The organism is Pseudomonas sp. LBUM1649, from assembly GCF_059716155.1.
This window is the reverse complement of sequence record NZ_CP166807.1, coordinates 4997618-5012200: the sequence shown is the minus strand read 5'-3', so window position 1 is coordinate 5012200 and position 14583 is coordinate 4997618. Positions and strand designations below refer to the sequence as shown.

Sequence of the window (14583 nt, the reverse complement as noted above, 5' to 3'; positions counted from 1 at the left end):
CTCTACGGTGGTGCCCATGACCCCCGCACAACGCCTCGAAGCGTTGTTGGAACACACAGGCGATCTGGACAAGGCGCAAGTGCTGCAAGCGTCTATTGCGCAATGGTTGGCGACGGCGGATCTGAACATGGTGCAGGCTCTGAAGGCTGCGTTCGAGCAGTCTTTTGTTGCCCAGGGCAAGGTTAAGGAGGCGCTCAAAAAGCTCAAACCGTTGGACGAATTCTGCAAAGAGCAATTGACCGGGTTTCTAAAGGGTAAATGGACGATCGATTTCGACGTCCATCGGGACACGCTGGACGTCACCCAAAAAATCTACACCTCAACAGCTCTGCTCCCGGTCCTCGGTGCCAAGGATAAAGAAATTACCACCTCACGCAGCCTGCTCCAGACGGCCATGGAAAACTTTACCTCCGGGGAAGCGAGCAGCGGCGGCTTTCCAGCAGACTCGGTAATACGCATCAATGAACAGGCCCAATCAGGCGCCGAAACAACCCCTGAAAAATTCGCCGCACTCTGTCGTGAACTTGACCTGGGTGCCCGCTATCAGCGCCATATCGACGAGGCCTTGGCATTGCCGGCCAAACCCGCAAGTGATGCGCCTGTCGATGATCGGGCCAGCGTCGCGGACATCAGGCGGTTGAAGGTGCTGGACATGCGAGTCGCCCTCCACATGGCCTCCCTGAAAAAAAACATCACTCCCGCTGCTTACACAATGCTGCTGAGTGTGCTCGATCAGGATCTCCCTGCGGCTCAAACCAGGGACGCACTGTTTGATGGCGGGCCGGTGCACTGGCAGGGCTTGATGATTCATGACACCTGCATCTGTGGGGCACTGGTATTTACCAAAGTCTCCATTGATACCGAGCCGAAGGCGCGGTGTGTGGTTTACATGCCGAACGAACCCCGGCGACCGCTGTATGAATACGCCTCGCTGGATGAATTCAAGGTCTACCTGAGCCTCCATTTGCAAAGCAAAAGCTACAGAAAAACTTTCGCCGAGCAGTACCTGCACGGCCACGATAAAACCGGGTTTTTTACCTCGTTTGACAAGGGCAAGAACTTGGGCACGCTCACTGCCACGCCCGCCGACACCTGCCTTGGCGATTTTCTCTTCAGTGCATTTGTCAAAAAAACTCAAGAAGACGCGCGAATCCTTGCCGTACCGACCGAAGACGTCGATGAGCAGCAACGGGAAAAAACCCTTCAGACATTGCTCGATGGCGGTCTTCTTCTATTGAACGCAGCCGCTTTTTTCGTACCCGTGATTGGCCAATTGATGCTGGTGACGGCGGTCGTCGATATCGTCAGTGAGGTATATGAAGGTGTGATTGACTGGACGCATGACGAGCGGGCCGAGGCGTTGTCCCATTTGCTGAGTGTTGTGGAAAACGTCGCGCAGTTGGCAGCGTTTGCCGTCGGCGGAAAAATCATCGCGACGGCTATCGGTAAAGGCGCAAAGGAGCAGGCGGCATTCTTCGACGGTTTCGAGGCCGTCACTCGCACTGATGGTCAGGCAAGATTATGGAAACCCGACCTCGAGCCTTATAAACAGACCACGACGCTGCCAATCGACGCGCAACCTGATTCGCAAGGGCTTTACCGGCATGCCGGCCAGACGTCGATCGTCATCGAAGGTGCTCCCTATCGAGCCATCCGCAACGCAGCGGGATCGGCATGGACAATCAATCATCCTGTGCGCACTGACGCATTTGCGCCTGCCGTCGAGCGAAATGTGGAAGGTGGCTGGCGGCATGCCTATGAGCATGCGCACGAGTGGCGCGACGGTGCTTATGCGTTGGGGCGCACGGATCCTCGCCTGAGCGAGCTCGGCAATGATCTGGAAGCGATTGCCGACATCACCGACATGACGCTTGACAAGTTGCACCAGTTGCATGAAAGCAACCTCAAGTTCCCGCAGCGGCTGAATGATTGTGTCGAACGCTTCAAGATTGACCGGCGCATCACCGCGATGATCGCGGCAATGGAACGGGGAGAGACCGCAAACAAGGACTTCATTCAGGAGCAACTGCATACACTGCCGAAGCTGCCCGGCTGGCCGGCGGATCGCTTCATTGAAGTGCGCGACGAGGAGGACCTGGTCGTGTCCCGCTTCCCAGAGACAGCGCCACAGGATGATGACGTCAACAGCGTGCACGTTCATCAGTCGGATCTGGATTCGGGGAAACTGCTCGATACCGTCATCAGTGGCCTCTATCCGACAGAAGTGGAGGGCATCCTCGGTCGCACGACCACTGAATCGAAATCGCAGCTGTTGGCAAAGAAAATCGCGACAAGCCTCAAGAGTAATCGCCAACCGCTGTTTCAGTGGCTCTATAAGACCTGGGACGGCACCGCCACCGGTGACGTGGCGATATTGCGCGAACACGCCGCTGACCTTCCCACGCAGGTGTGTCAGGAATTGCTGGATAACGCCTCTGGCACGGATCGTAGCTTTCTGCGTGACCGCAAGATCCTCGGAATGGATCTCGCCGGGCAGGTCAGCGAGGCACAAGCGGTGATCAGGCAGGACCGTGCGCTCATCGGGTTGCACCTCCCGCAATTGGCCAATGCCGACACTGACAGACTGACGCTCGGGCTGATGGATAGGGTGCAAGGCTGGGATGACAGCTGTCGGCTTGAAGTGCGACAGGGTTCAGCGACCAACACCTTGCTGGACAGCGTAGGCGAAGCGAATGCGCAGTCGCGCGGGATCATTGTCAAGACGCCCATCGGCTACCAGGTCACCCAAACCAATGGCAATGTGTCTTCCACGTTGAGGAGCGACACGCTGCTTGAGTCGATACTTGACGCATTGCCAGCCACCCAACGCACCGGCATGAGTCTCACTGGCGACGATACGCTGGATGTGCCGACGTTACGATCACGACTGTTGAGGGCCGCCGCTGACGATCCGGCGCGTACCGGGCAAGTGTTACGGGGAGAGCGCAGTGATACACCCAAACACCTTTCTGCCTGTGTCCTGGCGGATCCCCCCGCTGCGGGCTCCTATGCAAGGGGATTGATTCGTAAAGTCAAAAAGCTCTATCCGCTGTTCACAAATGCCCAGGCTTCGTCGTTTCTCGACAACGCCGGCACTACCCCGATGCAGCGGGTGAATCACATCAAGGCGCTGGAGCAGCAACTGAAGAAACTGCTTGGGGTGCTGCACACCTGGCGTGACGATGAAGTGGAAATGAAGAAGCTGCCGGGGCAGCTCAACGATATCCGTGTCAGCCGTCGTCAGGTGGCCAATGCCATCGAAAAATGCTGGCGCCGGATAGCCTGGCCAAATCAGCCATCTACAACGCTCGCGCTGGAGCGCAACCCTGTAGGTCCGTTGCCAACGCTGACCAAACAGGATGTCGCCCATGTGCGCAGCCTTTCCATCAAGGACATGCAGGCTGGCGACGAGCTGGCGTATTTCCTCACACCGTTCAAAGGGCTTGTCACTCTGAAACTGGGCCGCAATAAACTCACACGATTGCCTGAAGTGTTGTCGCACATGCCCGATCTTGAGCATTTGAGCCTGGAGGGTAATCAGATACAACTGACCGAACACACCTTGCGCAAACTGACCGACATGCGCAATTTGCGCACGCTGGGGCTGAGCGGCAATCGTTTGGGGGCCACGATTGATGTCAGCAAAATGCTCGATCTGAAAGAACTGTTGCTGCGTGATACCCACGCGACGGAACTGCCTGTCGGGCTTTCCCGCTTGCCGTATCTGGACTTCGTGGACCTTCGAGGAAACCAGATTCGCGAGTTACCGCAATGGCTGTTCCAACTCCCTCAGCGATTCGCTCAAGCGATCAACCTGCGTCATAACCCCTTAACCGCGGCAAGCCGTACAAGACTGGAGACCTACCGTAACAGTACGGGCATCGGGATGGGGCTACTGCAAAATGATACCGCGGTGCTCAATGATCAAAGGGCTCGAGACCTGTGGATGCCCAAACCGGCTGAAGAGACCTATGCCAGTCGTAATCGTGCATGGCTGGCGCTGAAGAACGAACCCGGATCGAAAGAATTCTTTGAATTGCTGGCAGAAGTCGGGAGCTCGGCGGATAGCCGCTTTGTGAACGAAGACATGACCCGGCGCGTCTGGAGTGTCATTGAGGCGGCTCAGACTGATTCGGCGTTACGCACTCAATTGCTGTCGATGGCTGTGAAAGCCCATTGCGCTGATGACGCGGCGACGATCTTCAGTAATCTCGAGGTCGCCGTCGAGATCGACAGGGTGGTTCGACTGTCCGCTAATGCCCACGATCAGGCCGCTCGGCTATTGAGACTCGGGCGAAGCCTGTTCCGTCTGGATTATCTTTCCAGAATTGCTCGGGAAAAGGCCCAGGCCAATCCTGCACTCGATGCAGTGGAAGTAGAGCTGGCTTATCGCACCGGTCTGGCCGACAGGCTCGAACTGGTCGGCCAGCCCCGGCACATGCGTTATGCATCGCTGAGTGGCGTAAAGGCAAGTGATCTGGAGGCTGCCTACAACAAAGTCCTTGCCGCAGAAATCTCACCTGAACTATCGACTTACATCAGTGGCCGCACGTTCTGGAGCGATTTTTTGCGACAGCATCATGGCAAACAGTTCACCGACCTGGCTGCCCCCTTTCACGTGCGCATGGAGACGGCCTTTGAAAGCGAGGCGACGCTTGGCGCGGACTATCGCCCGGAGGTCGACGGCATCGCGGATGAGTTGAAGAAAGCCGAGACCGCTTTGTTGAAGAGTCTGACGGAGGCGGCCCTGAAGGCTGATGAGTCAAGGACTTGCTTTGCGCTGGATTGAACGCCTCAGGCCTTGCCCCGGATCAGTCGCCGCAAGGCAAAGCGATTTGGATGACACGCCTCGGCCACGGCTCGGGGCAATGGCAGCGGTTCATTGTCGAGCCAGGCTGCCAGCAACTCTCCTGACAACGGGGCAGTGATCAGTCCTCGCGAACCATGGCCGCTATTGACGTACAAGCCATCCAGCCAGGGGCAAGGGATGTCCGGGGTTTGCCGGGCATCCTTGCTCAATATGTTGTAGGCGTCGGCGAATGCCTGGCTGTCGGCCAATGGCCCGACAATCGGCAAGTAATCCGGGCTGGTACAGCGAAAGGCTGCGCGACCTTCAAGTTCATCTGCTTGCAAGGTGTGCGCGCCGAGACGAGCGACCAGATCCAGCGAGATTTCTTCGAGCATCTGCAAGTTACCGAGATGTTCGGCCGTGGTCGGGGTCAGGTCGTCGCTGTTGAAATCGAAACTCGCCCCCAGGGTGTGTTCGCCCAGGCGTGCCGGCGCGACATAGCCTTCGGCGCACACCACCGTACTCAGCGTCCGGCTTGAAGGTGTTTGGCGCAAGCGGGTGATTTGTCCGCGAATGCGCTTGAGCGGCAACTCGCTACTGTAGGTGAATCGCTTGATCTCGGCAGCGCCGGCCAGCACCACGGCGGGTGCGTCGGCCAGCAATCTGTCGCCATCCCACGCTTGCCAACCTCCGTCCACACGGCGCAGCTCCAGCACATCGTGATGTGTCAACAGCTCAATGTTCGATTGCCCAGCCTGCCATTGGCACAGCGCAGGCGGATGTACCCAACCGCCTTCGGGGTAAAACAGGCCCCCCGATGGCAGCGCAATACCGGCGCGAGCCTCGGCGTGCGCTTGATCGAGTACGTGCAGCAAGTCATCGGGAAACGCCGCCGCCAATTGCGCCTGACGCTCGGCTTCTTTGGTATTGAAGGCCAGTTGCAAGACCCCGCAATCGTCCCAGTCAACGCCCCGTTGCAAATGCTCAAGCAAGCGCCGGGTGTAACCGAATCCACTGACAATCAATTGCGACAACGCCGTGCCATGGGCGGACAGCTTAAGGTACAGCACGCCCTGAGGATTGCCCGAGGCTTCCTGCGCCAGCGCATCATGACGCTCCAGCAGACTCACCTGCCAACCGCGTGCAGCCAGGCTGGCGGCCGTGGCACAACCGGCCAGCCCGGCACCGATCACCAGCGCGCGACGCTCAAAGGTTAGCGAGGTCGGGCGGGCAAACCACGGTTTCGCCACAGCGGGCGTCGGGATTTCTGTAGGCCAGCCGAGGAAGGTGCCGCGCAGGATTTCCCATTTGTGGCCGATGCCTGGCGTACGTTTCATCTTGAAGCCCGCGGCATTGAGCAGCCGGCGCACCCAACCTGTGCTGGTGAAGGTACTGATGGTCGAACCGGGTGCCGCCAGGCGGGCGAGTTCGGCGAACAATTGGGCAGTCCACATGTCGGGGTTTTTCGCCGGAGCGAAGCCGTCGAGAAACCAGGCGTCGATCTGCGCGTCCAGTTGCGGTAGTTGCTCCAGTGCATCGCCGATCAGCAAGGTGAGCGTGACGCGGCCGTTATCCAGGACCAGCCGCTGGAAACCCTGATGGATCGCCCTGTATTGCGCCAGCAGTTGATCAGCGAACGGCTTGAGTTCCGGCCACAACGCCAGCGCTCGTTGCAGGTCGGACAGACTCAGCGGGTATTTTTCGACACTGACAAAATGCAGTCGCGCACCGGCCAGCGCGTGCTGCTCGAACAACTGCCAGGCGCACAAGAAATTCAATCCGGTACCGAATCCGGTTTCGCCGATTACCAATCGCCCGCCCGCCGGTAACGCAGCGAAACGTTCACGCAAGGCATTCTGTTCCAGGAACACATAACGGGTTTCGTCCAGCCCTGACAGGTCGGAAAAATACACATCATCGAACACCCGCGAGCGCGGGAGCCCTTGATCGTCCCAGTCGATCTGGGCGTGGGGCATTACAGGTTTCATGGCAGGCTCGGTAACGGCAAGGCCGCCATTCTATCCGATCGCGGGTGGGGTGCTTGATCCATGGCAAGGCCTGCATCGGCCAAAGCGATGAAAATGGGATTTCTCCCCCGCAGGAGAGGTCAATCCACTAATCTTGCTCACATCTGCCAGGGAGCCGTCCATGTTCGAATCCGCTGAAATCGATCACGCCATCGACAAAGAAACCTACGAAGCCGAGGTGCCGGCCCTGCGCGAAGCCTTGCTTGAGGCACAATTCGAACTGCGCCAGCAGAGCCGGTTTCCGGTGATTATCCTGATCAACGGCATCGAAGGCGCCGGCAAGGGCGAGACGGTCAAGTTGCTCAATGAATGGATGGACCCGCGCTTGATCGAGGTCCGCACCTTCGATCAGCAAACCGACGAAGAACTGGCGCGGCCACCGGCCTGGCGCTATTGGCGGATGCTTCCGGCCAAGGGCCGCATGGGCATATTCTTCGGCAACTGGTACAGCCAGATGCTGCAGGCCCGGGTCCACGGCGTGATCAAGGACCCAAGGCTCGATCAAAGCATCAACGCCGCCGAACGCCTGGAAAAAATGCTTTGCGACGAAGGCGCACTGATCTTCAAGTTCTGGTTCCACCTCTCCAAGAAACAAATGAAGGCACGCCTCAAGGCCTTGGCCGACGACCCGCTGCACAGCTGGCGCATCAGTCCGCTGGACTGGCAGCAGTCCGAAACCTACGACCGCTTTGTGAAATACGGTGAGCGCATCTTGCGGCGCACCAGCCGCGACTATGCGCCGTGGCATGTGATCGCCGGAAAGGATGCGCATTATCGCAGCCTGGTGGTGGGAAAAATTTTGCTCGAAGGCCTGCAGGGTGCCCTGAAACGACCGAAAATCCACCCGGAAAAAGTCAATGCCGCGCCCGTGTTCCCCAGCGTTGATCAATTGAACCTGCTGGACAGTCTCGACCTGAGCGTACATCTGGCCAAGGGCGATTATGAAGAGCAACTGATCACCGAGCAGGCAAGGTTCTCCGGGTTGATGCGCGACAAACGCATGCGCCGACACGCGTTGATGGCGGTGTTCGAAGGCAATGACGCGGCGGGCAAGGGCGGCGCGATTCGCCGGGTTGCCGCGGCGCTGGACCCGCGCCAATACAACATCGTGCCGATTGCCGCGCCCACCGAAGAGGAACGGGCGCAGCCGTATCTCTGGCGATTTTGGCGGCATGTTCCAGCACGGGGGAATTTCACCGTGTTCGACCGCTCCTGGTATGGCCGGGTGCTGGTGGAACGTATCGAAGGATTCTGCACCCCGGCGGACTGGCTGCGCGCCTACAGTGAAATCAACGACTTTGAGGAACAGATCGCCGATGCCGGGGTGATTGTGGTCAAGTTCTGGCTGGCCATCGACAAGCAGACGCAACTGGAACGCTTCCAGGAGCGCGAAGAGATCCCGTTCAAACGCTTCAAGATTACCGAGGACGATTGGCGCAACCGCGACAAGTGGGACGACTATCGCGCCGCCGTCGGCGACATGGTTGACCGCACCAGCACGGAGATCTCGCCCTGGACCCTGGTGGAGGCCAATGACAAGCGCTGGGCGCGGGTCAAGGTGTTGCGCACCATCAACCGCGCACTGGAAGAGGCGTTCGAAAAGGCGGTCAAGCATTCGCGCAAGGGCAAGTAGTCAGGCGATGGTTACGCATACGCGGGGTGAATGATTGTCGCAGTCGGTAATTGGGTGGGCTTATGCTCGGTCCACTCTCAACCGACAACAACAATGAGGTATGCCATGCGTGAAGTAGTGATCGTCGACAGCGTGCGGACCGGCCTGGCCAAATCCTTTCGTGGCAAGTTCAACATGACCCGTCCCGACGACATGGCGGCGCATTGTGTCGACGCCTTGCTGGCGCGCACCGGCATCGACCCGGCCAGTGTCGAGGACTGCATCGTCGGTGCCGGTTCCAATGAAGGCTCCCAGGGCTATAACATCGGGCGCAACGTCGCGGTATTGTCGCGCCTGGGCATCGGCGTCGCCGGCATGACCCTCAACCGCTTCTGCTCGTCGGGCTTGCAGGCGATCGCCATTGCCGCCAACCAGATCGCATCCGGTTGCAGTGACATCATCGTTGCCGGTGGCGTCGAATCCATCAGCCTGACGATGAAAAGCATCAACACCGATCACCTGATCAATCCGCTGCTCAAGGAGCAGGTGCCGGGGATCTACTTCCCGATGGGCCAGACCGCCGAAATCGTCGCTCGACGTTACAACGTCAGCCGCGAAGAACAGGACCTGTATGCCCTGCAAAGCCAGCAGCGCACTGCTCAGGCACAAGCGGCGGGGTTATTCGACGATGAAATCGTGCCGATGGCGGTGAAGTACCGGGTTGAAGACAAGGCCAGCGGGCAGGTGCAGATTCTCGAAGGTGTCGTGGATCACGATGACTGCAACCGTCCTGATACCACCCTGCAAAGCCTGGCCGGTTTGAACCCGGTGTTCGTCGAAGATGGCTCGGTCACCGCCGGTAACTCGTCGCAACTGTCCGACGGCGCCTCCATGACCCTGGTGATGAGCCTGGAAAAAGCCCTGGCGCTGGGCTTGAAGCCCAAAGCGTTCTTCCGCGGATTCACCGTGGCGGGCTGCGAACCGGACGAGATGGGCATCGGCCCGGTGTTCTCGGTGCCGAAACTGCTCAAGGCCAAGGGCTTGCACATGGGCGATATCGATTTGTGGGAACTCAACGAAGCATTCGCCTCGCAGTGCCTGTACGCGCGTAATCGGCTGGAGATCGACAACGACAGGTACAACGTCAATGGCGGCTCGATCTCCATTGGCCACCCGTTCGGCATGACCGGTTCGCGTCAGGTAGGGCATATCGTTCGCGAGTTGCAGCGGCGCAATCTGCGTTACGGCATCGTCACCATGTGCGTGGGCGGTGGGATGGGGGCTACCGGGTTGTTCGAGGCGGTGCGTTGAACATCTTGGCATTTTGTGGTGATTGTTAAATAGCTATCGCGGGCAAGCCCGCTCCCACAGTGATCTACTGTGGGAGCGGGCTTGCCCGCAATGCAGGCGTCTCGGTACCGGCTCAACTTAAAAACCTGCACCCGCACGATCCAAATTAATGTTGCGACCTGCACAGTTTCATTCGCGGCCAAGCGTCAACTGTCCCTGTGTGCCACGCGGCTCAACGCCTAGAATGGCGCTACTTGTTTTCCGGATCGGGGTCCGCATGCACATTTCATCGGGTCGCTGGGTTTATGGGCTGTTCCTGGCCTTGCTGACCGCGCTGTTGTGGGGAATCCTGCCGATCAAACTCAAGCAGGTGCTGCTGGTGATGGACCCGGTCACCGTGACCTGGTTTCGCCTGATGGTGTCCGGTGGATGCCTGTTCATTTACCTGGCGGCAACCAGGCGCCTGCCGAGCCGCAAAGTGCTCGGGCCGCGGGGTGGCTGGCTGGTGCTGATGGCGGTGCTTGGCCTGGTGGGCAACTACGTGCTGTACCTGATGGGGTTGAATCTGCTCAGCCCCGGCACCGCGCAACTGGTGGTGCAGATGGGCCCGATCATGTTGCTGATCGCCAGCGTGTTCGTGTTCAAGGAGCGGTTCAGCCTGGGGCAGGGGATTGGCTTGTTGGTGTTGTTGATCGGCTTTGCGCTGTTTTTCAACCAGCGCCTGAGTGAGCTGCTGACCTCGTTGAGCGATTACACCGCCGGAGTGCTGCTGGTGTTGCTGGCTTCCACGGTCTGGACGTTTTATGCGCTGGGGCAGAAGCAGTTGCTGACCGTGTGGAATTCGTTGCAGGTGATGATGGTGATCTACCTGTTCTGCGGGTTGTTGCTGACGCCGTGGGTACATCCGCTGCAAGCGCTGCAATTGAATCCCTTGCAAGGCTGGTTGTTGCTGGCGTGCTGCATGAACACCCTGATTGCCTATGGCGCATTTGCCGAGGCACTGGCGCATTGGGAGGCGTCGCGGGTCAGTGCGACGCTGGCGATCACGCCGCTGGTGACCCTTGCCGCCGTTGCCGTGGCCGCCTGGTGGTGGCCGGAGTATGTGCACGCCGAAACCATCAATGGTTTGGGTTATGGCGGGGCGGTGTTGGTGGTATTGGGGTCGGCGTTGGTGGCGTTGGGGCCGTCGTTGATTGCCGGGCTTCGGGCCCGGAAGGTTCGGATGGCGGCCAGTTAGACCGCGTTATCGTTCATCGCGAGCAAGCTTTGCTCCTACAGGCTTTGTGTCGTTCACAAAAATCGCGATCGACGCAAGGTTTGTAGAGAGTGTCAGATTTTTTGTGTGCGGGCCGGTAACAGCCTGCCGTAAGGCAGGCCTTCATTTCACCAAGTTGGCCTGATGAATCGATCTCCGTACAAAACCGCGAACTGATTCATTGCGTTCTTCCAGTCATGGGCCGGACTGCCCCAATTGGCGGTGATATTTTGCAGTGCCAGCCAGATCAGCTTTGTCGCCGCATCATCGGTTGGAAAATGTCCTCTTGTCTTGATGATCTTGCGCAACTGAGCATTGATGCTCTCGATGGCGTTGGTGGTGTAGATCACTTTTCGTATGGCTGGCGGGAAGATGAAAAACGGGATGACTCGGTCCCAGGCACGCCTCCAGGCAGCAGCCACCGTTGGATATTGTTTACCCCAAGGTCCAGATTCGAAGGCATCTAAAGCCTGCTCGGCAACTTCAGCGTTGAGTGCTTGATAAATCGGCTTCAGGGCTTTGGCCAGTTCGCGACGTTTATCCCAGGCCGCGTAATCAAGGCTGTTACGGATCAAGTGGACGATGCAGGTCTGCAGCGTCGTCTGAGGGAACACCGCACTCAAGGCTTCTGGCATGCCTTTGAGTCCGTCAGTGACAGCGATCAAAACGTCTTCGACGCCTCGAGTCTTGAGGTCATTGAAAACCTTCATCCAGAACTTGGCACCCTCGGTCGTTTCAATCCAGATGCCCAGAATATCTCGTGTACCGTCCGGCAATACGCCCAGGGCTAAGTAAATGGCCTTGTTGCGAACCACCCCCTCGTCACGGATTTTGACCCGCAGAGCATCGAAGAAAATGACTGGGTACATGGGTTCAAGTGGTCGCTGCTGCCAAGCACTGACCTCTTCCAGAACTGCATCGGTGACTGAGCTGATGAAGTCATGGGAGACATCTGTGCCGTATTGCTCCGATAGAAATGCACGAATCTCGCGCACGCTCATGCCGCGTGCATACATGGCAATAATCTTGTCATCGAAGCCGGTAAAGCGGCGCTCGTGCTTGGGGATCAGAATCGGAGCAAAGCTGCCATCGCGGTCTCTGGGGATGTCCAGGCGAAGCGGGCCGTCATCGGTCAGCACGGTCTTGCCGCTCTTACCATTACGCTGGTTGCTCGACTCCTCAGGGCGCTGCGCGCCCTGAGGGTAGCCAAGGTGGTGGCCGAGTTCGGCTCCCAAGGCTCGTTCAATCAGCGCCTTTTTGAACGCCATCGAAGCGTCCTGAATGGCTTCGGCACTCATCGGACCGTTCACGAACTGGTCGATCAGCTCTTTTGGAATGGATGGAAGGTCACGCTGGGCCTCGCGGGCCGGTTTCTTTTTGGTCGGCATACATGCACCTCTTCAACATGTTATGCCCGAACACAAAATTTATGACAGTCCCGGTTTGTAGGAGCAAAGCTTGCTCGCGAAGACTGACTACCAGACGCTACAAATCTCAGCCCTTGGCACCAGCCTCCAGCATATTCTCCGGCCTCACCCACGCATCGAACTGCTCATCGGTCAGATACCCCAGCTGCAACGCCGATTGCCGCAACGTCAGCCCCTCTGCATAGGCTTTCTTGGCGATCTCGGCCGATTTGTCATAACCAATGTGCGGGTTCAGCGCTGTCACCAGCATCAACCCTTGTTCCAGGTGTTCAGCCATTTTTCCGGCGTCCGGTTCCAGGCCGGCGATGCAATGCTGCTGGAAGTTGCTGCAGCCATCGGCCAGCAGGCGGATCGATTGCAGCAGGTTGTGGATGATCACCGGTTTGAACACATTCAGCTGCAGGTGACCCTGGCTCGCCGCGAAGCCGATGGTCACGTCGTTGCCCAAGACCTGGCAGGCCAGCATCGACAGCGCTTCGCACTGGGTCGGGTTGACCTTGCCCGGCATGATCGAACTGCCCGGTTCGTTGGCCGGCAGTTTCACTTCGGCGAAGCCGGCGCGCGGGCCGGAGCCCAGCAAGCGCAAGTCATTGGCAATTTTCATCAGCGTCACGGCGAGGGTTTTCAGCGCGCCGGACAATGTGGTCAGCGGCTCGTGGCCGGCCAGGGCCGCAAATTTGTTCGGCGCGGTGATAAACGGCAAGCCGGAAAGAGCGGCAAGTTCCGCGGCAATGGCTTCACCGAAGCCGTGGGGCGAGTTCAGCCCTGTGCCGACCGCCGTACCGCCCTGGGCCAGTTCACAGACCGCCGGCAGCGCGCTGCGGATCGCCCGTTCCGCGTAATCGAGCTGGGCGATGAACGCCGAGACTTCCTGGCCAAAGGTGATCGGCGTGGCGTCCATCATGTGGGTGCGGCCGGTCTTGACCAGTTTCATGTGGCGGGCCGATAGCTCGGCCAGACCACCGGACAGTTCGCTGATCGCCGGCAGCAAGTGCTGTTGCACCGCCTGTGCGGCAGCGATGTGCATGGCCGTGGGGAAGGAGTCGTTGGAGCTCTGGGAGCGGTTGACGTGATCGTTGGGGTGCACCGGGGACTTGCCGCCACGCGGGTTGCCGGCCAGTTCGTTGGCGCGTCCGGCGATCACTTCGTTGACGTTCATGTTGCTCTGGGTGCCGCTGCCGGTCTGCCAGACCACCAGCGGGAACTGATCGTCATGCTCGCCGTCGAGCACTTCATCGGCCGCCTGCTCGATCAGCCTGGCGATATCTGCGGGCAAATCGCCATTACGGTCGTTGACCCGTGCCGCCGCTTTCTTGATCAGCGTCAAAGCGTGCAGTACCGCCAGCGGCATGCGTTCGTCGCCGATGGCAAAGTTGACCAGCGAGCGTTGCGTCTGAGCACCCCAATAGGCCTCATCCGGGACTTCAACCTGGCCCAGGCTGTCGGTTTCGATTCGGCTCATCATGCACACTCCTGTAGGTCTGATTGCGCAGTTTAGGCCGTGATCGGCGGCCGTGGTTCCATCAGTCTGGATTCTGCTCATTCAACCCCTCTAAATCAGGCGCGACAAGGCTTGGGGTTGAGCGACAGAGTTTTTTAGGCGCAGAATGGTCGTCCTTGGGGTTTTACCTCGCCTGCTAGAAAAGGAAACTCGATGACTCGTCTTCGTGCCATCTGTACCGCGGTTGCACTGGTCTGCGCCAGCGGCCCTGTTTTTGCCGATACCGCCAGCCACAACGCCAGTGCCGAGGCTTTCCTGACCCTGGCGCATGCCGACAAACTGGGTACTCCGGTGTACATGCAAGTACAGCAGATGTTCGCCCAGCGCTTTCAGCAAACCAAAGCCCCCGAGTCGAAAAAAGCCGTACTGGAAACCTACCAGGCCAAGGCCAACGCCGCTCTGGACCAAGCCATTGGCTGGAACAAGCTGAAGCCGGACATGGTCAAGCTCTACACCACCAACTTCACCGAGTCGGAACTCAAGGACCTGGTCGCGTTCTACCAGTCGCCACTGGGCAAGAAAGTCCTGGAGAAAATGCCGCAGCTGACCCAGCAATCGGCCCAGATGACCCAGGCCAAGCTGGAAAGCGCGGTGCCTGTGGTCAACAAACTGCTGGCTGACATGACCGCCGAGCTGGATCCGAAAGGCGCCGCCGCTCCAGCCAAGAAAAAGCCTTGAGCCG

General features: G+C 58.8%; 8 protein-coding genes. 5 read left to right on the top strand and 3 right to left on the bottom strand.

The window, feature by feature from the left end:
- The first annotated feature begins 16 nt into the window (after positions 1 to 16).
- The gene (locus ACA058_RS23105; RefSeq protein WP_497636055.1) at positions 17 to 4789 is read left to right on the top strand and encodes an NEL-type E3 ubiquitin ligase domain-containing protein; all 4773 of its coding nucleotides are present in this window, start codon (positions 17 to 19) and stop codon (positions 4787 to 4789) included.
- Between the two features lie 5 nt (positions 4790 to 4794).
- Here the strand turns inward: ACA058_RS23105 and mnmC are convergent, their stop codons facing one another.
- A complete protein-coding gene (gene mnmC, locus ACA058_RS23100; RefSeq protein ID WP_497636054.1) occupies positions 4795 to 6777 on the bottom strand; it encodes a bifunctional tRNA (5-methylaminomethyl-2-thiouridine)(34)-methyltransferase MnmC2/FAD-dependent 5-carboxymethylaminomethyl-2-thiouridine(34) oxidoreductase MnmC1 in 1983 nt (660 codons plus the stop codon).
- 160 nt (positions 6778 to 6937) lie between these two features.
- On the opposite strand from mnmC, the gene pap reads away from it, so the two are divergent.
- The 3 genes from pap (at position 6938) to ACA058_RS23085 (ending at position 10955) form a co-directional block, all read left to right on the top strand.
- Positions 6938 to 8449, top strand: coding sequence for a polyphosphate:AMP phosphotransferase (pap, locus tag ACA058_RS23095; protein ID WP_497636053.1), 1512 nt, complete (start codon positions 6938 to 6940; stop codon positions 8447 to 8449).
- A gap of 105 nt (positions 8450 to 8554) precedes the next feature.
- Complete coding sequence (locus ACA058_RS23090; protein ID WP_497636052.1) at positions 8555 to 9739, top strand: thiolase family protein; 1185 nt, start codon at positions 8555 to 8557, stop codon at positions 9737 to 9739.
- A gap of 256 nt (positions 9740 to 9995) precedes the next feature.
- Complete coding sequence (locus ACA058_RS23085; protein WP_497636051.1) at positions 9996 to 10955, top strand: DMT family transporter; 960 nt, start codon at positions 9996 to 9998, stop codon at positions 10953 to 10955.
- 146 nt (positions 10956 to 11101) lie between these two features.
- Here the strand turns inward: ACA058_RS23085 and ACA058_RS23080 are convergent, their stop codons facing one another.
- Together ACA058_RS23080 and ACA058_RS23075 are read right to left on the bottom strand one after the other, a co-directional pair.
- Positions 11102 to 12361, bottom strand: a complete 1260-nt coding sequence (locus ACA058_RS23080; RefSeq protein WP_497635083.1) for an IS256 family transposase — start codon at positions 12359 to 12361, stop codon at positions 11102 to 11104.
- A 106-nt stretch (positions 12362 to 12467) separates the two neighbouring features.
- Positions 12468 to 13862, bottom strand: a complete 1395-nt coding sequence (locus ACA058_RS23075) for a class II fumarate hydratase (RefSeq protein ID WP_497636050.1) — start codon at positions 13860 to 13862, stop codon at positions 12468 to 12470.
- 192 nt (positions 13863 to 14054) lie between these two features.
- Between ACA058_RS23075 and ACA058_RS23070 the strand changes: the two genes are divergently transcribed.
- On the top strand, positions 14055 to 14579 hold the full coding sequence (locus tag ACA058_RS23070; RefSeq protein ID WP_274073013.1) for a DUF2059 domain-containing protein: 525 nt from the start codon (positions 14055 to 14057) through the stop codon (positions 14577 to 14579).
- Positions 14580 to 14583 lie beyond the last annotated feature (4 nt).